The organism is Micromonospora tulbaghiae, from assembly GCF_900091605.1.
Lineage (GTDB): Bacteria > Actinomycetota > Actinomycetes > Mycobacteriales > Micromonosporaceae > Micromonospora > Micromonospora tulbaghiae.
Window position 1 is genome coordinate 464452 of sequence record NZ_FMCQ01000004.1, and the last position, 24543, is coordinate 488994.

Annotated in this window: 23 protein-coding genes, 1 tRNA gene and 1 pseudogene; 12 read left to right on the top strand and 13 right to left on the bottom strand. The window is 71.3% G+C overall.

The genetic code is table 11. The features are described from left to right. Window positions 1-40: 40 nt before the first annotated feature. Window positions 41-625 (bottom strand): helix-turn-helix domain-containing protein, encoded by a 585-nt coding sequence (locus GA0070562_RS14870; protein WP_091421325.1) that lies wholly within the window; start codon window positions 623-625, stop codon window positions 41-43. Between the two features lie 80 nt (window positions 626-705). On the opposite strand from GA0070562_RS14870, the gene GA0070562_RS14875 reads away from it, so the two are divergent. From GA0070562_RS14875 to GA0070562_RS14890, 4 genes are all read left to right on the top strand, one after another. After that, on the top strand, window positions 706-1662 hold the full coding sequence (locus GA0070562_RS14875; protein WP_091422030.1) for an NAD(P)/FAD-dependent oxidoreductase: 957 nt from the start codon (window positions 706-708) through the stop codon (window positions 1660-1662). A gap of 75 nt (window positions 1663-1737) precedes the next feature. Then, complete coding sequence (locus GA0070562_RS14880; RefSeq protein WP_091421329.1) at window positions 1738-3585, top strand: glycoside hydrolase family 15 protein; 1848 nt, start codon at window positions 1738-1740, stop codon at window positions 3583-3585. A gap of 201 nt (window positions 3586-3786) precedes the next feature. Further along, window positions 3787-5502 carry an ABC-F family ATP-binding cassette domain-containing protein gene (locus GA0070562_RS14885; RefSeq protein ID WP_254663799.1) on the top strand — a complete coding sequence of 572 codons (1716 nt, stop codon included), beginning with the start codon at window positions 3787-3789 and terminating at the stop codon, window positions 5500-5502. A 102-nt stretch (window positions 5503-5604) separates the two neighbouring features. Continuing rightward, window positions 5605-6114: a hypothetical protein gene (locus tag GA0070562_RS14890; RefSeq protein ID WP_091421331.1), complete on the top strand. Its 510-nt coding sequence runs from the start codon at window positions 5605-5607 to the stop codon at window positions 6112-6114. Between the two features lie 4 nt (window positions 6115-6118). Here the strand turns inward: GA0070562_RS14890 and GA0070562_RS14895 are convergent, their stop codons facing one another. From GA0070562_RS14895 to GA0070562_RS14910, 3 genes and pseudogenes are all read right to left on the bottom strand, one after another. After that, window positions 6119-6358, bottom strand: coding sequence for a hypothetical protein (locus GA0070562_RS14895; RefSeq protein WP_091421332.1), 240 nt, complete (start codon window positions 6356-6358; stop codon window positions 6119-6121). Then, window positions 6355-6735, bottom strand: a pseudogene (locus GA0070562_RS30985) (hypothetical protein); the annotation flags it as partial. The pseudogene GA0070562_RS30985 and the gene GA0070562_RS14895, both read right to left, overlap by 4 nt. Before the next feature lie 267 nt (window positions 6736-7002). Further along, complete coding sequence (locus tag GA0070562_RS14910) at window positions 7003-8199, bottom strand: helix-turn-helix domain-containing protein (protein WP_091421336.1); 1197 nt, start codon at window positions 8197-8199, stop codon at window positions 7003-7005. A 133-nt stretch (window positions 8200-8332) separates the two neighbouring features. On the opposite strand from GA0070562_RS14910, the gene GA0070562_RS14915 reads away from it, so the two are divergent. The 4 genes from GA0070562_RS14915 to GA0070562_RS14930 all read left to right on the top strand — a co-directional run bounded on the left by GA0070562_RS14915 (window position 8333) and on the right by GA0070562_RS14930 (window position 10917). Beyond that, window positions 8333-8980, top strand: coding sequence for an XRE family transcriptional regulator (locus tag GA0070562_RS14915; protein ID WP_370013350.1), 648 nt, complete (start codon window positions 8333-8335; stop codon window positions 8978-8980). Between the two features lie 108 nt (window positions 8981-9088). After that, window positions 9089-9646 (top strand): hypothetical protein, encoded by a 558-nt coding sequence (locus GA0070562_RS14920; protein WP_225980410.1) that lies wholly within the window; start codon window positions 9089-9091, stop codon window positions 9644-9646. A gap of 63 nt (window positions 9647-9709) precedes the next feature. After that, window positions 9710-10195 carry a hypothetical protein gene (locus GA0070562_RS14925; protein ID WP_091421339.1) on the top strand — a complete coding sequence of 162 codons (486 nt, stop codon included), beginning with the start codon at window positions 9710-9712 and terminating at the stop codon, window positions 10193-10195. 173 nt (window positions 10196-10368) lie between these two features. Continuing rightward, on the top strand, window positions 10369-10917 hold the full coding sequence (locus GA0070562_RS14930) for a hypothetical protein (RefSeq protein ID WP_139135458.1): 549 nt from the start codon (window positions 10369-10371) through the stop codon (window positions 10915-10917). Between the two features lie 461 nt (window positions 10918-11378). Here GA0070562_RS14930 and GA0070562_RS30905 read toward each other — a convergent pair whose 3' ends face one another. Then, complete coding sequence (locus GA0070562_RS30905) at window positions 11379-11510, bottom strand: hypothetical protein (protein ID WP_276526479.1); 132 nt, start codon at window positions 11508-11510, stop codon at window positions 11379-11381. Window positions 11511-11633: 123 nt separating this feature from the next. Here GA0070562_RS30905 and GA0070562_RS30260 point away from each other — a divergent pair, with 123 nt between their 5' ends. Beyond that, complete coding sequence (locus tag GA0070562_RS30260) at window positions 11634-11840, top strand: hypothetical protein (RefSeq protein WP_091421342.1); 207 nt, start codon at window positions 11634-11636, stop codon at window positions 11838-11840. 175 nt (window positions 11841-12015) lie between these two features. Here GA0070562_RS30260 and GA0070562_RS14940 read toward each other — a convergent pair whose 3' ends face one another. The 7 genes from GA0070562_RS14940 to GA0070562_RS14970 all read right to left on the bottom strand — a co-directional run bounded on the left by GA0070562_RS14940 (window position 12016) and on the right by GA0070562_RS14970 (window position 18201). Further along, the gene (locus GA0070562_RS14940; protein ID WP_223201351.1) at window positions 12016-13131 is read right to left on the bottom strand and encodes an FUSC family protein; all 1116 of its coding nucleotides are present in this window, start codon (window positions 13129-13131) and stop codon (window positions 12016-12018) included. 286 nt (window positions 13132-13417) lie between these two features. Continuing rightward, window positions 13418-13489: transfer RNA gene (locus GA0070562_RS14945), tRNA-Val, on the bottom strand. Window positions 13490-13571: 82 nt separating this feature from the next. Further along, complete coding sequence (locus GA0070562_RS14950) at window positions 13572-14039, bottom strand: peroxiredoxin (protein WP_091421344.1); 468 nt, start codon at window positions 14037-14039, stop codon at window positions 13572-13574. A gap of 8 nt (window positions 14040-14047) precedes the next feature. Beyond that, window positions 14048-14482 carry a DUF3052 domain-containing protein gene (locus GA0070562_RS14955; RefSeq protein ID WP_013287823.1) on the bottom strand — a complete coding sequence of 145 codons (435 nt, stop codon included), beginning with the start codon at window positions 14480-14482 and terminating at the stop codon, window positions 14048-14050. Between the two features lie 110 nt (window positions 14483-14592). Next, on the bottom strand, window positions 14593-17070 hold the full coding sequence (locus GA0070562_RS14960; protein ID WP_254663800.1) for a transketolase C-terminal domain-containing protein: 2478 nt from the start codon (window positions 17068-17070) through the stop codon (window positions 14593-14595). A 62-nt stretch (window positions 17071-17132) separates the two neighbouring features. Further along, the gene (locus tag GA0070562_RS14965; RefSeq protein WP_091421348.1) at window positions 17133-17603 is read right to left on the bottom strand and encodes a MarR family winged helix-turn-helix transcriptional regulator; all 471 of its coding nucleotides are present in this window, start codon (window positions 17601-17603) and stop codon (window positions 17133-17135) included. A 193-nt stretch (window positions 17604-17796) separates the two neighbouring features. Further along, complete coding sequence (locus GA0070562_RS14970; protein WP_030271630.1) at window positions 17797-18201, bottom strand: secondary thiamine-phosphate synthase enzyme YjbQ; 405 nt, start codon at window positions 18199-18201, stop codon at window positions 17797-17799. Between the two features lie 189 nt (window positions 18202-18390). Between GA0070562_RS14970 and aceE the strand changes: the two genes are divergently transcribed. After that, window positions 18391-21135: a pyruvate dehydrogenase (acetyl-transferring), homodimeric type gene (gene aceE, locus GA0070562_RS14975; RefSeq protein ID WP_091421350.1), complete on the top strand. Its 2745-nt coding sequence runs from the start codon at window positions 18391-18393 to the stop codon at window positions 21133-21135. A gap of 132 nt (window positions 21136-21267) precedes the next feature. Here the strand turns inward: aceE and GA0070562_RS14980 are convergent, their stop codons facing one another. Next, window positions 21268-21714, bottom strand: coding sequence for an SRPBCC family protein (locus GA0070562_RS14980; protein ID WP_073831293.1), 447 nt, complete (start codon window positions 21712-21714; stop codon window positions 21268-21270). Between the two features lie 201 nt (window positions 21715-21915). Here GA0070562_RS14980 and GA0070562_RS14985 point away from each other — a divergent pair, with 201 nt between their 5' ends. Both GA0070562_RS14985 and GA0070562_RS14990 read left to right on the top strand, forming a co-directional pair. Further along, a complete protein-coding gene (locus GA0070562_RS14985; protein WP_091421352.1) occupies window positions 21916-23229 on the top strand; it encodes a GH1 family beta-glucosidase in 1314 nt (437 codons plus the stop codon). Then, on the top strand, window positions 23226-24503 hold the full coding sequence (locus tag GA0070562_RS14990) for an MFS transporter (RefSeq protein ID WP_091421353.1): 1278 nt from the start codon (window positions 23226-23228) through the stop codon (window positions 24501-24503). The genes GA0070562_RS14985 and GA0070562_RS14990 overlap by 4 nt, the downstream gene beginning before the upstream one ends. Window positions 24504-24543 lie beyond the last annotated feature (40 nt).

Sequence of the window (24543 nt, forward strand, 5' to 3'; positions counted from 1 at the left end):
GCGCCCCCGGCGCCGTGGCGGGCCCGTTCGCGGACGCCCCTCAGCGGGACGCGCGGGGGCGGGCGCGCAGGTGGGCGCGTTCGCCCTGGCTGCCGAAGAGGCTGAGGAACTCCACCCCCTCGCTGTCGGCGCGGCCGAACCAGTGCGGTACGCGGGTGTCGAACTCGGCCGCCTCACCGGGTTCGAGCACCAGGTCGTGCTCGCCGAGCACGAGCCGCAGCCGTCCGTTGAGCACGTAGACCCACTCGTACCCCTCGTGGGTCTTCGGCTCGGGCTCGGACCGCCCGCCGGCCGGGATGATCAGCTTGTACGCCTGGATGCCGCCGGCGCGACGGGTGAGCGGCAGCATGGTCATCCCGAACGCGGCGACCGGCCGCAGGTGGACGCGCGGGTCGCCGGTGGGCGGGGCGCCGACCAGCTCGTCGAGCGTGACGCCGTGCGCGCGGGCCAGCGGGAGCAGCAGTTCCAGCGTCGGCTTGCGGCCGCCGGACTCCAGCCGCGACAGCGTGCTCACCGAGATGCCGGTGGCGGCGGAGAGGTCGGTGAGGGTGGTCTCCCGCTCGCGGCGCAGCGCGCGCAGCCGAGGGCCGACCGCGTCGAGGGCCTGGTCGAGGTCGTCGTCCATGCCCACCAGTTTGCCACATCAGCAACAGAGTTTGCGGTTCTGCCGGGCCTCGCCGCAATCTGGTCGCGGAGGTGGTCACGATGACCGAGAGCTACGAGGTACTGGTGATCGGCGGCGGCGCGGCCGGGCTCAGCGGCGCGCTGATGCTGGCCCGGGCACGCCGGTCGGTGCTGGTGGTGGACGGGGGCGAGCCGCGCAACGCGCCCGCCGACGGGGTGCACGCCCTGCTGGGGCACGACGGCGTGCCGCCGGCCGAGCTGCTGGCGCGCGGCCGGGACGAGGTGCGCCGCTACGGCGGGCACCTGACCGAGGGCCGGGTCGAGACGGTGGACCGCGACGGCGCCGGGTTCGCGGTGGTGCTCGCCGACGGCCGCCGGGAACGCGCCGGCCACGTGCTGGTCGCCACCGGCCTGGTCGACGAGCTGCCCGAGGTGCCCGGCCTGCGCGAGCGCTGGGGGCGGGACGTGGTGCACTGCCCGTACTGCCACGGCTGGGAGGTGCGCGAGCGGCCGATCGGGGTGCTCGGCACCGGCCCGATGTCGGTGCACCAGACGCTGCTGTTCCGGCAGTGGAGCGACGACGTGGTCTACCTGCGGCACACCGCGCCGCCGCTCACCGAGGAGCAGGCCGAGCAGCTCGCCGCGCGCGGCGTGCCGGTGGTCGAGGGTGAGGTCGCGGCCGTCGAGACGGACGGGGACCGGCTGACCGGGGTACGCCTGCGCGACGGCCGCACTGTCGACCGCGAGGTGCTCACCGTCGCGCCCCGGATGGTGGCGCGGACCGGGTTCCTGGCCGGACTGGGCCTGCACCCGCAGCCGCACCCCAGCGGGATGGGCGAGTACCTGCCGGCCGGCGAGGCGGGGCGTACCCATGTGCCCGGGGTGTGGCTCGCCGGCAACGTGACCGATCTGTCGGCGCAGGTCGGGGCCGCCGCGGCGGCGGGTGCCTGGACCGCGGCGATGATCAACGCGGACCTGGTGCAGGAGGAGACCCGCCGGGCGGTCGAGGCCCGGCGTGGCGCGCGGGAGGGTGGGTGACCACGAATCCTCCCTAACCTGACAATTCTTCCCCTAGGTTGAGTCGGAGAGGGCAGTCGGAACCTGGGGGGCGACGTGGAGGGCTATCCGGCGATCGAGGATCACGGGCTCATCGGCGACCTGCAGACCGCGGCGCTGGTGACCTGCGACGGCACGATCGACTGGTTCTGCGCGCCGCGCTTCGACTCGCCGAGCATCTTCTGCGCGCTGCTCGACAAGGACAAGGGCGGTTTCTTCCAGATCGCCCCGCACGAGGTCCGGTACGTCACCAAGCAGCTCTACCTGCCCGGCACGCCGATCCTGATCACCCGGTTCATCAGCGCGGACGGCGTCGCCGAGGTGATGGACTTCATGCCGGTGACCGGCGAGCGGGTCACCGACTCGCACCGCGTCGTACGCATGGTCAACATGGTGCGGGGCACCATGCGCTTCCGGGTGGAGTGCCGGCCGCGCTTCGACTTCGCCCGGGAGAGCCACGAGCTGGAGCGGCACCGCAACGGCTACCTGTTCCGGAGCCGGTCGGCGACGCTCGCCTTCAACCCGATCGATCCGGTACGGCAGCTCTGGGCCAAGACCGGCGAGATCCGCATGGAGGACGGCGACCTGATCGCCTACGGCACGTTGCAGGAGGGCGACACCGGCGGGGTGGTCCTGGAGACCGGCAGCGAGGAGCCCCGGATCATCCCGCCGGAAGAGGTCCAGGGCATGTTCGAGTGGACCCGGGACTACTGGCGGCGCTGGGTCGAGCGCTCCCGCTACACCGGGCGCTGGCGGGAGATGGTCGAGCGCTCGGCCATCACGCTCAAGCTCATGACGTACGCGCCGACCGGCGCGATGATCGCCGCGCCGACCGCCGCGCTGCCCGAGTTGGTCGGCGGCTCCCGCAACTGGGACTACCGCTACACCTGGGTACGCGACACCTCGTTCTCCGTGCACGCGCTGCTCGGCCTCGGGTTCACCGAGGAGGTCAGCCGGTACATGGACTGGCTGGACGAACGCATCCGCGAAGCCGGCGACCACCAGGACCCACTGAAGATCATGTACCGGGTGGACGGCTCCTCGGACCTGCACGAGGAGGTGCTCGACCACCTGGAGGGCTACCGCGGCTCCCGGCCGGTGCGGATCGGCAACGGCGCGGCCGACCAGATCCAGCTCGACATCCACGGCGAGGCGCTCTACGCCATGCACCTCGCCGACGAGCAGGGCATCCGGGTGTCGCACCAGGTGTGGAAGAGCACCGTGCGGCTGATCGACTGGCTCTGCCACAACTGGGACCAGCGCGACGCCGGGATCTGGGAGAGCCGCCACCACCCCCGCAACTACACGTTCGGCCGGGTGATGTCGTGGGTGGCGCTGGACCGGGCCATCCGCCTGGCCACCCGCACCGGCCGGCCCGGGGACATGAGCTGCTGGACCGAACAGCGCAACCGGATCTACAACCAGGTCATGGCCCGCGGTTTCCACCGGGAACGCGGCAGCTTCGTGCAGGCGTACGACGAGAACGTGCTCGACGCCGCTCTCCTCTACATGCCGGCGGTCGGCTTCGTCACGCCCACCGACCCGCTGTGGTTGTCCACCCTCGAGTCGATCGAGCGGGACCTGGTCTCGGACAGCCTGGTCCACCGGTACGACCCGGTCCACTCCCCCGACGGGCTCCCCGGCCACGAGGGCACGTTCAACATGTGCACGTTCTGGTACGTGGAGGCGCTGGCCCGCTCCGGCCGGCTGGACGACGCCCGGCTCACCCTGGAGAAGATGTTCACCTTCAGCAATCACCTCGGCCTCTACGCCGAGGAGATCGCCGCCACCGGTGAGCAGATCGGCAACTATCCGCAGGCGTTCAGCCACCTCGCCCTGATCAACTCGGCGCTGGCGGTGAACGACCTGCTCGACGCCGAGGCCTCCGCCCGCCTCCGCCGGTAACTGCGGTGATCTCCGGCCCGGACCCGGGTACTGTTGACCGCATGAGGTTCTACGCCGCTGTCATGAAGCCCTGGTCCCTCCGCTGACGGCGGCAGGGTGACCGGCTTCTTCTGACGTACCAGCTCTGCTCCGCCGTCCCGGCGTTCCCGCCGGGCGGTGTCCTCGCGCTGCCCGGCTCCACGACGAGCCGAAGAGCGGACTGTGCACAACCTCGACAACATTCCTTCCTTCCCATCCACCTCGGGCGGTTCGCTGCCCGCCGGGCACCGGGCGCACGTGCGGGCCGACTGCGTCCGCGTCGTACGCGGCGGCCGGGTCGTGCTGTCCGACGTCAGCGTGACCGTCTCCGCCGGTTCCCGGCTCGCAGTCGTCGGCGAGAACGGCCGCGGCAAGACCACCCTGCTGCACGTGCTGGCCGGCCTCATCGCGCCCGACCAGGGCGTGGTGGAACGGCTGGGCACGATCGGCGTCGCCCGGCAGAACCTGGAGTCGCGCCACGGCGAGACAGTGGGCACGCTCGTCCGGGAGGCGATCCGGGAGTCCGAACGCGCGCTGCGGGCGCTCGACGAGGCGACGATCGCGCTCACCGAGGGCCGGGCGGGCGCGGACGACGCGTACGCGGCCGCCCTCGACGCGGCGACCCGGCTGGACGCCTGGGACGCGCAGCGGCGCGTCGACGTGGCGCTGGCCGGCCTCGACGCATGCCCGGACCGGGACCGGCAGCTGGCCACGTTGTCCGTCGGCCAGCGCTACCGGGTACGGCTGGCGTGCCTGCTGGGAGCGCGGGTCGACCTGCTGATGCTGGACGAGCCGACGAACCACCTCGACGCCGAAAGCCTGGCCTTCCTCACCGCCCGGCTACGCGACCACCCGGGCGGCGTCGTGCTGGTGACCCACGACCGCGCCCTGCTGCAGGACGTCGCCACGGAGTTCCTGGACCTCGACCCCAGCGCGGACGGGCGCCCGCGCCGCTACGCCGGGGACTACGCCGCCTGGCAGGACGGGCGCCGCCGCGACTTCGCGCACTGGGTACGCGACCACGAGGCGCAGCAGGCCGAGCACCAGCGGCTGGCCGACGGGGTACGGGAGGCGCGGGACCGCCTCAGCACCGGCTGGCGGCCGGAGAAGGGGCACGGCAAGCACCAGCGCCAGTCCCGCGCGCCCGGACTGGTCCAGGCGCTGCGCCGCCGGCAGGAGGCGCTCGACGCGCACCGCATCACCGTGCCGGAGCCACCGCAGCCGCTGCGCTGGCCACCGCTGGACACCCGCGCCGGACTGCCGATCCTGCGATGCCACGACGTCACGGTGGCCGGGCGCCTGCGTACCCGGGTCACGCTCACGCTCGACGGCGGGGACCGCCTGCTGGTGACCGGACCCAACGGCGCGGGCAAGTCGACGCTGCTCTCCGTGCTGGCCGGCGACCTCACGCCGTCGACCGGGGAGGTCCGCCACCTGTCCGGCGCGCGCGTCGCGTACCTCGGTCAGGAGGTGCCCGACTGGCCACCGGCGCTGCTCGCGCACGACCTGTACGAGCAGCACGTGGGCCGGCTCCGCTCCAGCGGGCGCGTCGGCTCCGGCACGGCCCTGCCGCTGAGCGCGACGAACCTGCTCGACGCCGAGGCCCGGCGTACCCCCGTCGGCCGGATGTCGCACGGACAGCAACGGCGGCTGAACCTGGCGCTGCGCCTGGCCGAACGTCCCGACCTGCTGATCCTCGACGAACCGACGAACCACCTGTCGGCGCCGCTGGTCGACGATCTCACCGCCGCCCTGCTGACGACCCGGGCGGCGGTGGTCGTCGCCACCCACGACCGGCAGATGCTCCAGGACCTCGCGGCCTGGCCCACGCTGCCGCTCACCGCCCTGGCGCCGTCAGGTCGTCCGGTCACTTCCGAGCGATATGACTGGGAGTCATAAATATGCCTCTCAGTCATATCGACTTCTCGCCACCCCTTCCTCACCGGGCTGGACTCGCTGGCTACCGTGGATGTCCGGGGCAGTCGGCGAAGGAGCGGCGGGATGGCTGTCGACGGAGCAGGCGCCGGCCCCGTCGGCCGCCCCTCGCGCTACGAGGAGGTCGTCCTCGGCCTGCTACGGGGCGAGGGGGCGACCGTGCTGACAGCCGGCCTCTGGCTGCTCGTCACGTCCCTGTTCACCGCGCTGTTCCTGACCTTCGTCGGATGGCAGGTGTGGGAGAACCGCACGCTGGAGACCAGGGGCCGGATCGGCGACGCGCAGGTGGTGCGCGCCAACTACGAAGGGCGCGGCAAGTCCCTGAACGTCGTCTACCTGTCGGGGCCGGTGGGCACGGCGGCGATCCTGGAGAACCCGGTGCACCGGCCGGCCGCGGGCGACGTGACAGCGGTCCGGTACGACCCCCGGCACCCCACCCACCTGCGGGAAGCGGACGCGCCGATCTGGCGGTGGCCGGACTTCCTGGTGACCGTGCCACCCGCGGTGGCAGGCTGCCTCGTCGTACCGGCCGAGTGGATGCGGTTCCGGCGGCGGCTGCGGGAGCGACGCGTCTGAGCAGTCACCACCCCTGCGGACCGGCCTCCCGGGTCCACCCGACGAAACGGCGGTGCAGCGCGCCGGCAGGTGCCCAGGGCATGTCCTCGGAGGCTTGCACGAGATAGGCGCCGAGATACAGAGCCAGCGAGACCGGCGCACCGGCGTACTCCGCCCGCAGTTCCCGCCTGCGGGTGGGGCACGGCCACGGCAGGTCGCAGCCGCCGCAGCTCCAGACCGGCATGACCGGGCCGTGGGTGGTCACCGCGCACCCTCCAAGAACCGCGCGGTGATCGCCCGCGCCTGCCGACTCGTCGCCCATTCCGCCTGCCAGCATGGGTACGGCGTAAGCCGCGACCACCACGCCCGGCACCCGGCACACATGCCGTCGAGTCCCCGCACGTGTACCGCGAGGATCATCTCCTCCGGCCCGGCGATCACTTGTCGCTCGCCTGTGGCCAGTGACCACGATTGATCGGAAGCCGATGCCGCGAATGACAGGGCAGGTCGGCTCCGCACCGGCAGACCCGTCTCCACCGCCGCCAGCACCACACCGGCCGATGCCGCCGGGCGAACGTCAACGCGGCGGCGGACAGGTAAGCGTCGTACGAGACGCGGCGCTCCCGCGAGGCGTCGCCGTCCGGGGACCGTTGCCCGCCTCGCGCCTGGTCCAGCAAACGACGTCTGGCGATCTCCTGCTCCATCGCCTGGATGCGCTCGCCGAAGCCGGACACCGTCGACGGCGGAAGGTACCGACCGACGAGCCGTCGCAGGAGCCCAATGGTCACCGTCATCTGTCCGGCCCTCCGTGGTGAGGGCACGGAGGACACCTGCTGATGTGCCTATCCGCGCCCGGTGGAGATCCAGCGTCACGCCGAGCGCGTCCACGATCCAGGAGGTGACTGTCCGCTAACCAGGTGTGCTGTCCGCTGTCGATCGGCGGGTGGGGGCGTACTCGACGCACAGGTCACGCAACATCGCGGCCTCCGGCACGCCCGACTGCTCCACCTTCGCGAGCAGTTCCGCGGCTCGCCACCAGTTCGACGGCACCACCCGCCCGGACGCCACCGCCTGCGCCCCGAGCGCAACCGCCTCATCCGGCTGGTCGGCGGCGACCAGGGCAAGTCCGAGGTCGAGACGCGCCGACGCGGAACGGCGAGGACGCGCTCCCCCATCACCGTGCGGGTCCAGATCGGTCAGTACCGCCCGCGCCACCTGCTCGGCAGCCGGGTCACCGGCCCACGCCAACGTCGTGGCCATATAGGCGGCGGCCTTCGCGGGATCGTAGCGGTAGTGATGCTCGGCCCGTTCCGGAACGGGCAGATTCGCCGTCAACCGCTCCACCCGCTCCAGCGCTCGCCGGGTGGCGGCCACATCACCGATCCGCGCCCACGCGCGAGCTTCCTGGGCAGTCGCCTGAATCCTGGCCGAGCTGCCTTTCGGCGCGACCCGCTGTGCTTGATGAGACAGATCGAGTGCCGTCCGGTAGTCACCTTGCGTCAACACGTCCCAGGCCCGGGTCTCCAGACACCACGCCTGGATCTCCGCATGCTCGGCGTGTTCGGCAAGCTCACGAGCAGCACGCAGATGGGCAGCCGCCGCACCGCGCTGCCGCAGGTCGATGTGAACGGTGGCCCGCAGCACCGCCAACCAACCGCCCGCAACCAACAGCCGACGCTGCTGAGCAAGCGTGACCCGTCCGTCCAGCAGCCGCACCACATAGGCCAGATGTCGCCGCACCAGCGGCAACAGATCCGCCGGCGCCATAGTCGGATAGGAGGTGGCGAGGTCGTCGACGCCCTGCTCGATCCGTTCGAGCACCTCACCGCTGACATCACTGGCGGCAACCCTCGCCCGCAACTCGCCCGCCTCGGCCGCATGGTCGATCGGCGCATCGACCAGCCGAGCAAGCACACCTCCGGCGTCGAGAATCCGGTCCAAGTGGCGCGCCGTGTCGACAGTCGGAGCCTTGAGCCCTGCTTCCAGCTCGTGCAGATGGCTCTTGCTTCGATGGGCGAGCTGCCCGAGGGACCGAAGCGACAGACCACGCCGCTCCCGAAACTCGCGCAGAGCTGCCCCGAAGCGCGGATCGACGGAGGAAGCCATAGCCCAGCTCCAAGCTCAAGAGGCCCGGCGAACTCACCCGGCCGCCATTCTGTCGACCGTACCCCGAAACGCCGCTCGTCGATGACCTACGAGCCACGCACCAACGGTGACACCACTGCGACACAGCGCTATCGTGTCGCTCATGGCCGCTCCCGACACGGCCCTGGGCGCCCTCCATGACGGGATGCGCATGAGCCAGGACGACTTCGCACGCGCGCTGGAGGTCGTCACCGGCCTGCCCATCTCACTGCTCGGCTTCGCCGCGGTGCCCGGTGGGCACGTGGCCGACGACCAACAGGGTGGCCACGACCTGGCCTCACCCGTGTCGAACCTGGCCACGCCGACGCCGGCTGCCGAGCCCAGCACGGCGCACAGGTCGTACGAGGGCGTGTGGCTCAGCCGCTACCAGTACTACTCCAGCGGCCGGGAGGAGTCCTTCGCCGGACAACACTTCGTCGTCCTGCTGCAGCACGGTGACAGGCTGACCGCGCGCAGCCTGCCCGGATCGGCGTCCTCGTCTCTGTCGCTGGACCTGACCGTGGACGGTGCCGTTGTCACCGGCACCTGGGTGGAGCAGACCGACCCGGCCGGCTACTACCGGGGTGCCCACTATCACGGAGCGATCCAGCTTCTGGCCGAGCCGCCGGGCCGACGGTTGGCCGGGAAGTGGGTCGGGTTCGGCAAGGACATGGATGTGAACACCGGCCCGTGGGAGCTTGTCTTCCGCGACGCGTCGACCTCGAAGGCGACGCTGGACCGGTACAACACCTCAGCGACATAGCGCCGTGGCCTTGTTCTGGCGCCGACTACTCTGCACTCGGGGTTCAACACGGCACGGCGTCCGGATCCAGCGAAACGCCCGGTGCCCCCGACACAACAGGAGAGCGCTGTGACAATCCGCGCCACGGGCCACCCACTGACCCGACTGGAAGCCGCCCAGGCGCAGGCGGAGCACGTACTCGGTCCTCGCAAGGCGAAGCGGATCGCGACGTTCGGCAACGGCGGCCTGTACGTCCGGGCCGGCACCGGGGCACAGATCATGGCCTGGCTCGTCGACTTCACGGTGTTCCTGTTCGGTGTCGGGGCGGGCGTCGTCGCCCTGGCCCTGGTGGACCGCGCGGTCACCCTGTCCGACAACCTCGCCGCCGGGGCGAGCCTCTCGTTGCTCGTGGTGGTGCCGCTGCTCTACGGCCTCTGCTACGGCAACGGCCGGGCGCTCGGCGCGCTGCTCACCGGCACCCAACTCGTACGAGCCCGGGACGGCGGCCGGATCGGCCTCAAGGCGTGCTGGGCCATGCTGGTCCGGACGCTGTTGATGCCGGTGCTGGTCGTCGTGCTGGTGGTGACCGCGTTCAGTACCGGATCCTCAGACGCGCCCGGTTCGCTCGTGCGGACCACCATCGATCCGGGTGCCACCCGGCGGCTCCACGACGCGGGCATTCGCTGACCCGTCGCGCAATCGCGTCCCCATGGGCGGACACGGCCCCGCGTACCGCCTAGCCTCTCGGGGATGGAGCGACTGCGCGACCTTGCCGTCCGGCTGGCGATGGACGAGCCGGTCGGCGACGACCTGGCGATGGCAGCCGCGCATGCTCTGGCCCGTGGTGTCGACTCGCCGAGCCTGCGTGAGCTCGCCGGTCTGTCGAAGGGCCAGTCCCGGGAAGCCGTCGACCTGTTCCGGCAGGCGATGGAGGAACTCGGCTCGCCGGTCCCGGACGAGAGCGGCGCCCGGCTGCACCTCATGCGGGCGGCAGCGGCGAGCATCATCGACGGAGAGGGCGATCCCGAGGACCTGGCGCACGAGATCTACTGGCAGTCGTCCTACTTTCCCTCGGAAAAGCTGCGCGAGGTGGGCTACCGCTTCCTGCACCTGTACGCCGATTGCGGCGCAGCGCCGGATCGGACGGAGGAGGCGGTGGCGGCCATGAAGGAGGCGGCGCGGTCGTTCCTGCACGACCATCTATCACCTCCTCGTCCGTCAACTCGGGCTGGTTGAAGAACATCAGGGTGATGACGTCCGGGCAGCGCAGGATCCGCAGCCCGAAGGGTACGGCTCCAAGCCTGATCTCCAGCCATCCGCCGCTCGCCGGGCCTCTTGCTATCGGCGTTGCTGTCACCCCAAGAGCGATGTGCCCCTGACGCCAGATCAGCTTGTGTATGGTCCGCCGAGTGATCATCAAGAGGGCCAACCGCCGGCGAGGGTCGACGTCTCGATGGCCGCTGTTCGCACCGGCCGTCGCGGTCGGCCTACTGGTGCTCGGGTTGACGCTCAACGCCGTAACAGTCCTCTATGACCTCACGCACTGGGACGTCGTGTACCACGTGTCGCCGGAGGAGGCAGCGAACCGGAACGGGCTTGCCGACCTGAGGGCCGAGGTCGTCGGCCGGCTGACGGTGGTCCTGTCCGGTCTCGCTATGGCCGGCCTGCTCCTGTCGCTGGTGGGTCTCGTGCGAGGCAGAGCGTGGGCACATACGATGACCTGCATCCTGACCATTCCAATGGCCCTCTGCTGCGGCCAGGCGTTCATCGCAAATCGGGGCTCGTTCGCCGGAAGCCCTGACAACCCGAACGCGCCTCAGCACACCTCGGCACCGAGCGGGATCCGCCTCGCTGACTCGCTGGGGCCACCGTTACTCGTGGGAGCAGCGATCGTCGTCCTGATTCTGCTGTTCCTACCTGCCATCTACCGGCGGTTCCACCCGACGAAAACGACGTAGTAAGAGCGTTTCCGCTTGATCAACAGCGGCGCAGCCACCAGGGGTCGTGACCGGGCGTTTGAGGATCGTGATGGGTACGCCTCAACAGAGCGTCGTCCAGGCGGTCGACAACGGCTCGAAGCTCTCGGCTGGCATGGCTTGGCAGCGAGACGATTGCCTCTTCCAAGCGCAGTCGTGCCCAGGCTTCGCCACAGCAGGAACAGGCGAACTCCGCTTCCCACGGCTTCCACCGAAGCCGGCTGCCGTACGCATGCGCGCCCCAGATCCTGACGGCGGCGGCCACCGTGCCCGGGAGCCACCGCCGCCCTTCCACCAGACGGATGGCAGCGTTCGCGGGACCGGAGAGTCCAGGAACATCCCGATAACGGGCCCACGGGCTTCGCGTGATGCGCACGCGGCGGCGAAGTGATCGGGGCTGCGGCTGCCTACGAGGCACTGCCCCTTCGGTAGAGAATCACACCTCAGATCCTCGCATGAAGGTCAACAGGGCGCAGGTCGGTCGCCCCGAACCCATCGACGTCAGAAATGGCGGGGTCGCGCAGTTCTCGAACGAGGACCAGTGCCCTGCCCCACGATGCATCGTCCAGTTCCACAGCCCCGGAGGGTACGGCTCCGAGCCTGATCTCCGGCGGCTCATTCGTTGTCGAGGCGCCCTGGAACCAGCCTTGACCGGCTGCCTCACAGTGGGGGCAGGCATCTCACCCAGGGAGGTCGAAGTGCGCTGGCTCAGCGTTCTGATCATCATCGCGGCGGCCGTCGCTGCGGTCGCACTGTGGCGCCATAGCCGGAAGACACCAGTCGACGGCGGCCAGGTGCGTGACCTCCAGGCATCCGCCGAGGCCCGCCGCAGGCTCGACGACCATCGGAACCGGACGGACGGCGGCAACACCGGCAGCGGTGGCGTCGGTGGCTGGAGCGCCTGACCTCATTGCAGGTCGTCAACGGGCTACTCGTGCTGTCACCGCACCGGCGGTTTGGCTGGCGTGAGCGGCGGGTGCGGCCGGTTCGGAGCTGCGAGCTGTCGCTTGCTCTCCCGTGTCGTCCGCCGCTAGTCGCGGCTGCGGCTTCCGCAACGCGGCAAGAACACCTGTTGTTGAATCAGCTCGAGTCGGCGGCCAACCCCGCCTGCTGATTTGCCTCTGCCTTTGGCAGTCCGGACGCTTGAAGCACGTCGCTGATGGCAAGGCGCAGCCGGGAAATGAGGACCATCTCGCAGAATCCGATCTCTTCGGCGCAGGCCTGGTTGACCTCCTCGATGGCCTGTTGCGCCCGCGCGCGTGCAAGGTCGGGCTCTCGGCCGGCGACGAAATCGCGATGCAGCAGCCGCACCGCTTGGCCGAGGTGCTCGATCGACGCTGAGAGGCCGGCGGGTACGGGTTCACGCAGCCGTACCGCCGATACGACCCAGTGCGCCAATTCGCGGCTGTTGGAGTAGGCGGATTGGAGGTGCTCGGAGGCGCGCTGATACCGGCGCAGGATGCCCAATCGTCGCCACCGCCAGGGTGAGAGAAGCGCGATCTCCCCCGCCGCGGCGACCATCTCGATCGTCTTGTCTCTTTCCTGCTCTACCGCGATCAGGCGCTGCAAGGCGTCGTCGGCCTGTTGAACCTCACGCCGATCCAACGCCTCGGCGACAGCCGTGAGAGCACGGGCGAAAACATCCAGCGACGGACCGGCAGAGCGGTGCACGACGCGCACAGGGTTGGCCGGCAGGATCAGCAACGCCACGGCGATGGCCGTCGCGCCCCCGATCAACGCGTTGACCGTCCGCGCCACAGCCAGGTGGGATTGCTGCGCAGTCAGCGTCCCCAGCAGCACCGCGGTGCTTCCTGCGTGCACCATCACGGCGCCGCCCCCGCGAATCACGGCTACCGACGAGATCGCGAATGCCACGATCACGGCGATCTGTATCGGCCCCGTCCCGATGGCGAAGATGATCAACTGCCCGGCCGCCACCCCGAGGATCACCCCGGCGATGAGTTCCGCCGCTCGCCTGATCCGATTGCCGAGGGCTGCTGCGACCGTGCCGATCGAGGCGGCTGGGGCGAACAACGCCTGTGGATTGTGCAGCACGTCGCTGGCGATGAACCAGGACAATCCAGCGGCCACACCCGCCTGAACAGCGATTATGGAGTACGTGCGAAGCCGCTCGAAAGCTTCCCGGCCTTCTCGTTGCACCATCTCTGGCCGCAAACCCGGGTCCACGGTAGCCACGTCTCACCTCCGAGGAGCAGTGCAGGCGAGGGTTACGTCTGCGGCAACCGCTCGGGGGAGGTAGCGGTCCTGCGAGGTGTGGCCTGGCAGCGTAATGCAGCGCCGGCCCGGTAGGGCATTCCCGCAGGCGCGGAAGCGCTTCCTGGTCAGAGGCCACAGGCTCATTCTCCCGGACCCCAGCCGCCCTGGTCCCGGCATCAATGGCAACGGATCTAACACGTGGAGCCCGTCGAGTCACCGCCCCGGGGAGTGATCTTCTCGGGACGGTTCCCGCTGATGTGAAAGGTGGGCGCGGCAGGTTTCGAACCTGCGACCCCTCGCTTGTAAGGCGAGTGCTCTCCCACTGAGCTACGCGCCCGGAACGCCCGTACGGCGGGCCGGAGCGGCCAGCTTACCTGCCCGCCTCCGGCCCGGTCGAACGACGTACCTGGGTGTGGGACTCAGGCAGCGGCGGCCTCGGCCAGCGCCTTGCGCCAGCCCTGCTGATCGCGCGCCTCGCCGGGCATGTTCATCTCCGCGAAGCGGACCACGCCGGCCTTGTCGATGACGAAGGTGCCCCGGTTGGCGATGCCCGCGACGTCGTTGAAGACGCCGTACGCCTGGGCGACCGCGCCGTGCGGCCAGAAGTCGGCGAGCAGCGGGAACTGGAAGCCCTCCTGCTCGGCCCAGATCTTGTGGGCGTACACGGAGTCGACGCTGACGGTCAGCACCTGGATGTCGTCGTTGGCGTACTCGTCGAGGTTGTCCCGCACCTCGGACAGCTCGCCCTGGCAGACGCCGGTGAACGCGAGCGGGTAGAAGACGAGCAGCACGGTCTTGCGGCCACGGAAGTCGGCGAGCCGTACCTCCTGGTTGTTCTGGTCCTTGAGCAGGAAGTCGGGCGCTTCGGCGCCAACCTCGACGGGCATGTGCGCTCCTACTTCTTGCTCTTGGAGCCGCGCCGCATGACCAGGCGGGCTCCGCTCCAGTCGCGGCCGGCGTTGATGGTGGAGGTCTGCTGGAGGCCGGCGGTCTGCGCGCTCTCCGCGACCTCGCTCGGCTCGACGTGGCCGTCGCGGCCGGCCTTCGGGGTCAGGAGCCAGACCACGCCGTTGTCGGCGAGCGGCCCGAGGGCGTCCACGAGGAGCTCGAAGAGGTCACCGTCGCCGTCGCGGTGCCAGACCAGAACCGCGTCGACCACCTCGTCGGTGTCCTCGTCGACGAGTTCCCCACAGCGGTCGGTCAGGGCGTCCCGGAGATCGGTGTCGACGTCGTCGTCGTAGCCCATCTCCATGACGACCATGCCCGGCTCGATACCGAACCGGTCCGCCAGGCTGCGTACCCCGTCGGCCTGGCCAGCGGTCGCGCTCACTGTCGCGTGCCTCCTCATCTATCCCTGCTCGTGGCGTCGGGTGACACCGTCGGGCCCAGTCCACACAGTTGCGGCTCGCCGCGCAAGTGGCGCACCGGGTGGAACGGAATTTACCGTGCCAGCAGCGTACGGGCACCCTGGGTGATGGCTTCCTCGGAGACCAGAACCTGACGAGCGGCCGGACCTAATGGTACAAACGAGTCAAGTCCGGCCACACGGCGCGCGGCGCCGACGTACCCGGTGTCGACGAGCGCGGACACCACGCCCTCGCCCACCCCGCCGGAGCGTCGCGTCTCGTCCACCACCAGCACCCGGCCGGTCGCCGAGGCCTCCCGGATGATGTCGGCCACCGGCAGCGGGGCCAGCCAGCGCAGATCCACCACCCGGCTGCCCACGCCCTCCGCGGCGAGGGTGGCCGCCGCGCGCAGCGACATCCGCACCCCGCTACCGAAGGTGATGATGGTGAGGTCCTCGGCCGAGCCGATCCCGTAGACGCGGGCCCGCCCGATCGGCACGTGCCGGTCCGCCCAGGCACCCGGCTCGGCGTACTCGGCGGTCCACTCGTCGTCACCGTCGGTGTACAGGTCGCGGACGTGGTAGAGCGCGATCGGCTCCACGAAGACGCAGACGCTGCCGTCCACGCGGGCCGCCGCCAGGCAGGTACGCAGCATCGGCGCGGCGTCGTCCGGCCGGGCCGGCACGGCCACCACCAGCCCCGGCACGTCCCGCAGCGCCCCCAGCGAGCTGTCGTTGCGGTCGTGACCGCCGAGCCCCTCCGGGCTCGCCAGGCCGGGCACCCGCACCACCATCGGGTTGCGGAAGGCGCCCCGGGACAGGAACCGCAGGGTGGCCGCCTCGCCGCGGAGCTGGTCCTCGGCGCCGTGCAGCGACGTGAGGTGGCGGATCTCGGGCACCGGCAGCAGTCCGGCCAGCCCGGCGCCCAGCCCGAGGCCGAGGATCGACGTCTCGTCCGGCAGCGTGTCGAACACGCGCGCCGCCCCGAACCGGTCCCGCAGCCCCTCGGTCACCCCGTACGCCCCGCCCCGGGCGGCCACCTCGTGGCCGAACACCGCCGTACCGGGATGGTCGAGCATGCCGTCGGCGAGCGCGGCGTTGATGCTCTGCGCCAGCGTCAGCGGGCCGGTCAGCTCCGGCGGCTTGCCGCCGAACGCCTCCGCCCGCGCTCCGGCGCCCGGCCCGGCCGCGTGTGCCGCCGCCTCGGCGACGGCGCGGGACACCCGGACCGGCCGGCGCGGCGCCAGTTCCCGCACGATCTCGACCGGGGACGCGAGCTTCGGCTCGTCCAGCACCTCCTCGGCGACGCGGCGCAGTTGCCAGCCCCGCTCGTCGTAGCGGGCCAGCAGTTCCTCGCCACTGGCGTACCCCGAGGTCACCAGCAGCCGCGCGGTGGCCAGCAGCGGGTCGCGGGCCGCATCGCCGCCGTCCTGGCCCATCAGCCGGACGGTGCTCAGGTGCAGCACGGCGGGCCGGCGCTGCCGGCGTACCCAGTCCGCCGCCTCCGCCGCGACCCGGTAGGCCGCGGCCACGTCCGTGCCGTCGGCGGCGAAGTACCGGATGCCGGGCCGCGACCGCAGCGTGGCGGCCACCCAGCCCTCGGCGGAGGCGCCGCTGTCCGCGCAGACGAACAGCACCGGGATCCGCAGGCCGGTGTGGTCGTACCAGCCGGTCGTGTTCAGCGCGGCGGTCGCGGTGGCGTGGTCGACCGCGCCGTCGTCGAAGGAGCAGACCACCACGGCGTCGGCGGGCCAGGGGGCCGCCTCGGCCTCGCCGTCGGCGGGCCGCGCGCCGCGGCGCAGCCGCTCCAGCGCGAGCCCCAGGCCGACGGCGCGCGGCAGGTGCGAGCCGGCGGTCGGGGTGGTCGGCACGACCGCCAGGTCGGCGCGGCCGAAGACCTTCGCCCGCCCGCCGGCGGCCGGTTCCTCGGCGGAGGCGACGATGCCGCGCAGCACGTCGCGCGCCGCCGCCGCGTAGGCGTCGTCGGGCGCGGGCTGCGGCAGATCGGGTACGACGACAGTCGCGTCCCCGTCCGCGTCCACGACGATCCCGGCGCCCACGGGAAGGCTCCCCGCCTCCTTCTCCCCCGGGTCAGCGTCCTCCCCCGGGTCAGCGTCGAGATCTTGGTACGAAACGGCCCCCATAGGGGCACTTTCGCTCCAAGATCTTTCCGGTCCCGGAGAGGCGGCGGGGTCGGGGTCGGGGGTGGCGGGGGACGACGGGGTGGCGGGAAAGGCGCCGGCGGCCTGGGCGGCGCGCAGGCAGTAGAACGCGCCGGAACGGGCGTGCAGCAGCGCCGGGTCGGTCGGCCGCAGCGCGGCGGCCACCGCGGCGTCGCCCTCGTGACCGGCCGACTCGACAGTGAAGTACCCCTCACCGAAGCCGGACAGCCACCGCCCGGCCAGGTCGAGCAGCCGGCTGGTCAGCTGCGCGTCGAACAGGGCCAGCGCCTGCGCCCCCGTCAACGGCCCGCCGTCGGGCAGCGGTTCGCCCAGGTCGCGCCGCTGGTCGGGCGCCCCGAGCGCGGCCAGTTCGGCTCGGAGCCGGTCGTCGAGATCGTGCGGGGTGGTCACGCGGACAGCATTACCGACTCGGGCCCGCCTCGCCCACTCGGACACGTTCCGCCCGGCGTGGCTCAGACCTGGCCACACTCCTGCGGGCAGCCTCCGTCGGAGATCTTCAGCACCAGGTCCCGCAGTGTGGCCAGTTCGTCGGTGCTCAGTCCGTCGAGGAGTCGGGAGTCCGACATCACCTGGCGGAGCCGGTCGCGTACCTGCCGCCCCCGCCCGGTGACCACGAGCGCCTTCTGCCGCCGGTCGGCCGGGTCGGTACGCCGTTCCACCAGCCCGGCCTGCTCCAGCTTGTCGGCCAGGCCGGTGACGTTGGACCTGTCGCAGCCGAGCTGCTCGGCGAGGTCCCGGGCCGGGAGGGGGCGGTCCGGGTCCAGCTGGTGCAGCGCCCGGGCGACCGCCGGGGTGAGACCCAGCGCCGCGATCCCCTCGTCCTGGTGGTGCCGCACCGCGGCGGCGACGTGCAGGATCCGGCGCATGGTCTCCCCGGCCAGGCCGGCCCGGTCACGGGCGGTGGGAACGATGGAATGCGCCATCCGTTCATGTTATGGCGAAGTCGATCTTCGATCAGCCGAACGGTCAGGCACCTCGTGCAACCGATTGCCGATCATGAAGCGCTGTTCGGCGAGAACTCACGGCCGGTCGTCCGCGCGCCACGTTCCGGCCACCGACGTCCGTGCGACGGCCCGGAACTCGGCGCGGCCGGGCGCGCGAGGCCGGTCCGGCCGGTCAGCCGGCCAGGAACGAGAAGCGCACCTGACGGTCGGGGTTGTCCCCGTTGGTGTCGACCAGGCAGATCGACTGCCAGGTGCCGAGCTGGAGCCGCCCGCCGAGCACCGGCAGCGTCGCGTACGGCGGCACGAACGCCGGTAGCACGTGGTCGCGGCCGTGCCCGGGTGAGCCGTGCCGGTGCCGCCACCTGTCGTCGGTGGGGAGCAGGTCGTCGAGCGCCCGCAGCAGGTCGTCGTCGGACCCGGCGCCGGTCTCGATGATCGCCAGCCCGGCGGTGGCGTGCGGGACGAAGACGTGCAGCAGGCCGTCGCCGGCCCCGGACACGAACCGCTCGGCCTCGCTCGTGATGTCCCGGACGGTCGGCCGGGAGCCGGTCCGGACGGTGATCACCTCACTGCGCATACGGCGCATTCTGCCGCAGTGCCCGGTTCGCCGCCGCGTCCGCCGATAGCGCATCCGGTGATCGCGCAAAGTTACTGATGGGTACCTGTGTTCAGCGTCGCGTCTGGGGGTGGGAGAGGTGACGACACGCGCCACCAGGGGGCAGGATGGCGCTAGAGACCTATCCCACACAGAACCGAGGGAACGCCTGTGGCTACGGAACGCAAGCGCCCGGTGATCACCGCTGGTCTGCCGAGCCAGCTTCCGGACATCGACCCTGAAGAGACCAGCGAATGGGTCGAGTCGCTCGACGGTGTCATCGACGAGCGCGGGACAAAGCGAGCCCGCTACGTCATGCTGCGCCTGCTGGAGCGGGCCCGCGAGCGGCAGGTCGGGGTGCCGTCCCTGACCACCACCGACTACATCAACACGATCCCGCCGGAGCGCGAACCGTGGTTCCCGGGTGACGAGCACGTCGAGCGGCGGCTGCGGGCGTACATCCGGTGGAACGCCGCGATGCTTGTGCACCGGGCGCAGCGCCCGGAGATCGGCGTCGGTGGGCACATCTCCACGTTCGCCAGCTCGGCGTCCCTCTACGAGGTGGGCTTCAACCACTTCTTCCGGGGCAAGAACCACCCGGGCGGCGGTGACCAGATCTACTACCAGGGTCACGCCTCCCCCGGCATGTACGCGCGGGCGTTCCTGGAGAGCCGGCTCAGCGAGGGCCAGCTCGACGGCTTCCGGCAGGAGCTGTCGCACCCCGGTGGCGGGCTGCCGTCGTACCCGCACCCGCGGCTGATGCCGGACTTCTGGGAGTTCCCCACCGTCTCCATGGGCCTCGGGCCGCTGAACGCCATCTACCAGGCGCGCTTCAACCGCTACCTGCACCACCGGGGCATCAAGGACACCTCCCAGCAGCACGTCTGGGCGTTCCTGGGCGACGGTGAGATGGACGAGGTCGAGTCGCTCGGCGCGATCGGCGTGGCCGCCCGCGAGGAGCTGGACAACCTCACCTTCGTGATCAACTGCAACCTGCAGCGCCTGGACGGGCCGGTCCGCGGCAACGGCAAGGTCATGCAGGAGCTGGAGGCGTTCTTCCGGGGCGCCGGCTGGAACGTCATCAAGGTGGTCTGGGGCCGGGAGTGGGATCCGCTGCTCGCCGCGGACACCGACGGCGCGCTGGTCAACCTGATGAACACCACGCCCGACGGTGACTACCAGACCTACAAGGCGGAGTCCGGGGCGTACGTCCGGGAGCACTTCTTCGGCCGTGACCCGCGGACCCGCAAGATGGTCGAGGGGCTGACCGACGACGAGATCTGGAACCTCAAGCGGGGTGGCCACGACTACCGCAAGCTCTACGCGGCCTACAAGGCGGCCACGGAGCACACCGGCCAGCCCACAGTGATCCTCGCCAAGACGATCAAGGGCTGGACGCTCGGTTCGCACTTCGAGGGCCGCAACGCCACGCACCAGATGAAGAAGCTGACGCTGGATGACCTGAAGCTCTTCCGCGACCGCCTCTACCTGGACATCCCGGACAAGCAGCTGGAGGAGAACCCGTACCTCCCGCCGTACTACACCCCGGGCGAGAAGTCGGACGAGATCACGTACCTGAAGGACCGGCGTCAGCAGCTCGGCGGCTACCTGCCCACGCGCAGCACCGCGCGCAAGACGCTGACCATCCCGGGCACCGAGCGGTTCTCCGACGTCAAGCGCGGGTCCGGCAAGCAGAAGGTCGCCACCACGATGGCGTTCGTCCGCCTGCTCAAGGACATCATGAAGGACAAGGAGTTCGGCAAGCGCTGGGTGCCGATCATCCCGGACGAGGCCCGTACCTTCGGTATGGACTCGCTCTTCCCGACCCAGAAGATCTACTCGCCGCACGGCCAGCGCTACACCTCGGTGGACCGGGAGCTTTTCCTGTCCTACAAGGAGTCGACCACCGGCCAGATCCTGCACGAGGGGATCAACGAGGCCGGGTCGGTGGCCTCGTTCACCGCCGCGGGCACGGCGTACGCCACCCACGGCGAGCCGATGATCCCGCTGTACATCTTCTACTCGATGTTCGGCTTCCAGCGCACCGGCGACGGGTTCTGGGCGGCGGCGGACCAGATGGCGCGGGGCTTCGTGCTCGGCGCCACCGCCGGCCGGACCACGCTCAACGGTGAGGGCCTCCAGCACGAGGACGGCCACTCGCTGCTGCTCGCCGCCACCAACCCGGCGGTGGTCTCCTACGACGCGGCGTTCGCCTTCGAGCTGGCGCACATCGTGGAGAACGGCCTGCACCGGATGTACGGCGAGGAGCAGGAGAACATCTTCTACTACCTCACCATCTACAACGAGCCGATCTTCCAGCCGGCCGAGCCGGAGGGCGTGGACGTCGAGGGCATCCTCAAGGGCATCCACCGCTACTCCCCCGCGCCGCAGGTCGGCGACGACGCGCCGAAGGCGAACATCCTCGCCTCCGGCACCGGCATGCAGTGGGCGCTCAAGGCCCAGCAGCTGCTCGCCGAGGACTGGGGCGTATCAGCCGACGTGTGGTCGGTGACGTCCTGGACCGAGCTGCGTCGCGACGCGGTGGAGTGCGAGGAGCACAACCTGCTCAACCCGGGCGAGGAGCCGCGGGTGCCGTACATCGCACGGAAGCTGGCCGACGCCGACGGGCCGAAGGTCGCGGTGAGCGACTGGATGCGCGCGGTACCGGACCTGATCGCCCGCTGGGTACCCGGGGACTACACCTCGCTCGGCACCGACGGCTTCGGCATGTCGGACACCCGGCACGCGCTGCGCCGCCACTTCCACGTGGACGCCGAGTCGGTCGCGGTCGCCACGCTGCGCCAGCTCGCGCTGCGCGGCGTGGTGCCGGCCCACGTGCCGGCCGACGCGGCCCGCAAGTACGCGCTGGACGACGTCAACGCCGCCCCGGTCGGCGAGACCGGCGGCGACAGCTAGTACCCGTCACACGAGAAGGGCCCGGCGCCAGGCGCGCCGGGCCCTTCTCGTCCCCCGATGCGACGACGGCCCGGCGTCCCTGGCGGGAACGCCGGGCCGCCACCATCGCGGGCGACGCCGGGACGGGCTCGGTCAGCCGACGGCGGCCAGGTCGGTCAGCCGGGCCAGCGAGTCCTCCAGGTCGGCGCCGACCCGGCGCAGGCCGAGCCGGAGCAGGGCCGCCTTGACGGGTCCGGCGGGCCACCGCACGACGATCAGGCGTACGACGGTGCCGCCGGCCTCCTCGTCCGGGGTCAGCTGGACGTAGATCTCGGTGCGCGCCTCGGCCCGGGCGCCGGCGCCCTTCGCGCGTTCGCGCCAGCCGATCAGGGTCGGCTCCTGGAAGGCGATCACCTCGGCCTCGTGCGCGGCGCCGCGTCCGGCCTGGACCAGCTGCCGCCGCCCGAATCCCTCCCCGGACAGGACTTCGGCCGCGCGGACTCCCGCCAGCCAGGCCGGCAGCTGCTCGGCTCGCTGCACGACGTCCCAGACCACTTCCACCGGCGCCGCCACGTGTGCGCTGCGTTCCACGAGGATCATGAGTATCTTTCCCCCACTTAAATCACATCCGCGATATTCGGCACTCTATGTGTAAATCGGACTTAAGCGGACGGGTTCGGATAAGACACGCCGAACGCCCTTGCGCTGCCCACTCATCCCGGCCTATGGCGCGGCGGTCCGTCGAGCCCTAGAGTCGCGAGCACGCTTCATGTCTTGGAGGGTGCCTTGACGACCGCGCCGATGCCCGAGTTCCCCGCCGGCTTCCGCTGGGGTGTCTCCACCTCCGCGTACCAGATCGAGGGTGCGACCACTGCCGACGGTCGCGGGCCGTCCATCTGGGACACGTTCGCCCACGACCCGGGTCGGATCGCCGACGGCAGCACCGGCGACGATGCGTGCGACCACTACCACAGGTACGCCGAGGACACCGCGCTGCTGGCCGGGCTGGGGGTGTCCGCGTACCGGTTCTCGATCGCCTGGCCCCGGATCCAGCCGGCCGGCACCGGGCCGGCCAACGCCCCCGGGCTCGACTTCTACGACCGGCTGGTGGACGGCCTGCTCGACGCCGGCGTGGACCCGGTCGCCACACTGTTCCACTGGGACCTGCCGCAGGCTCTGGAGGACGCCGGCGGCTGGCTGAACCGGGACACCGCCGCCCGCTTCGCCGAGTACGCCGACCTGACCGCGGCCCGCCTCGGCGACCGGGTGAAGCTCTGGATCACGCTCAACGAGCCGTTCATCCACATGAGCCTCGGCCACGGCACGGGCGAGCACGCCCCCGCCCGGACGCTGCTGTTCGACGCCTTCCCGGTGGCCCACCACCAGCTCCTCGGGCACGGTCTCGCGGTCGCCGCGCTTCGTGCCCGCAGCACGTCCCCGGTGGCGATCGCCAACAACTACTCCCCGGTGCGGCTCGCCGGCGACACCGACGCGGACCGGGCCGCCGCCGCGGCGTACGACGCGCTGCACAACCGACTGTTCACCGAGCCGCTGCTCGGACGCGGCTACCCGGACGCGCTCGGCCCCGACCCGGCCGTGGTGCGCGACGGCGACCTGGACGTCATCGCCGCCCCGATCGACGTACTCGGCGTCAACTACTACAACCCGACGGGCATCGGGGCGCCGGAGGCGGATTCGCCGCTGCCGTTCGAGATCGTGCCGCTCGACGGCTACCCGCGCACCGCGTTCGACTGGCCGGTGGCCCCGGACGGGCTGCGTGAGCTGCTGCTCCAGCTGCACGAGCGGTACGGCGACGCGCTGCCGCCGATCCAGGTCACCGAGAGCGGCTGCGCGTACGACGACGCGCCCGGCGTCGACGGCCGGGTGCACGACCCGGAGCGGATCGCGTACCTGGACGGGCACGTGCGCGCCGTGCACCAGGCGATGGCCGAGGGCGTGCCGGTGACCGGGTACTTCGTCTGGTCGCTGCTGGACAACTGGGAGTGGGCCGAGGGCTTCACCAAGCGGTTCGGCCTGGTGCACGTCGACTTCGACACGCAGCGGCGGACGCCGAAGTCGTCGTACACATGGTTCCGGGACCTGGTCCGGCGATGACCACCGTGAACCCGACGCCGGCCTCGCTGCCGGCGGCGCTCGCCGAGCCGACCGTCCCGGTGCGGCGGGGCTGGATCGCGCTGATCTTCGCGGCCAACCTGGGCGTCTGGATGGCGTTCTTCACCCCGATCCAGGTGCTGCTGCCGCAGCAGGTGGAACGGATCGCCCCGGCCGACAAGGAGGCCATGCTGGCGGTGGTCACCGGCTTCGGCGCGCTCGCCGCGGTGCTGGCGAACCCGCTGGCCGGGGCGCTGTCCGACCGCACGTCGCTGCGGCTGGCCAACCGGCACTTCGGCCGCCGGCACGTCTGGACCGCGCTCGGCGCGGTGATCGGCGCGCTCGCCCTGGTGCTGCTGGCCCGGCAGAACACCATCGCCGGGGTGGCGGTGGCCTGGGTGGCCGCGCAGGTCTGCTTCAACGCGATGCTGGCCAGCCTCACCGCCGCGATCCCGGACCGGGTGCCGGTGGCGCAGCGCGGCGGCGTGTCCGGCTGGGTGGGCATCCCGCAGGCACTGGGCCTGGTGCTCGGCGCCGTGCTGGTGACCGCCGTGGTCACCGGGAACGCCGCCGGGTACGCGGCGATCGCGCTCGCCGTGCTGCTGCTGTCGCTGCCGTTCGCGCTGCTGACCCAGGACGACCCGCTGCCCCGGGAGCACCGGCCCCCGCTGCGCCTGCGGTCCCTGTTCGCCTCGATGTGGATCAGCCCGCGCCGCCACCCCGACTTCGCCTGGGCCTGGTTCACCCGGTTCCTGGTGCAGACCGGCAACGCGCTGGGCACGCTGTACCTGCTCTACTTCCTCACCGACGGGGTACGGGTGGCCGACCCCGAGGGCTCCCTGCTGGTGCTGATCCTGCTCTACACGGTCGGCATGATGCTCACCGCTGTGGTCGCCGGGCGCATGTCCGACCGCTCCGGCCGACGCAAGGTCTTCGTGATCGCCTCCGGGCTGATCATGGCGGTGGCGGCGGTGCTGCTCGCGGTGGCGCCGACCTGGCCGATGGCGATGGTGGCGGCGCTGCTGCTCGGCGCGGGGTACGGCGTCTACCTGGCGGTGGACGCCGCGCTGATCACGCAGGTGCTGCCCGCCGCGACGAACCGGGCAAAGGACCTCGGCGTGATCAACATCGCCAACTCGGCGCCCCAGGTGCTCGGGCCGGCGCTGTCCGCGCCGATCGTGGTGCACCTCGGCGGCTATCCGACCCTGTACGCGGTCACCGCGGCGGTCACGGTGCTCGGCAGCGCCCTGGTGGTGAAGATCAAGGCGGTGCCCTGACCCGGCCCCCTGCCGGAAACCCGTCGCGGCCCGCCGTAGG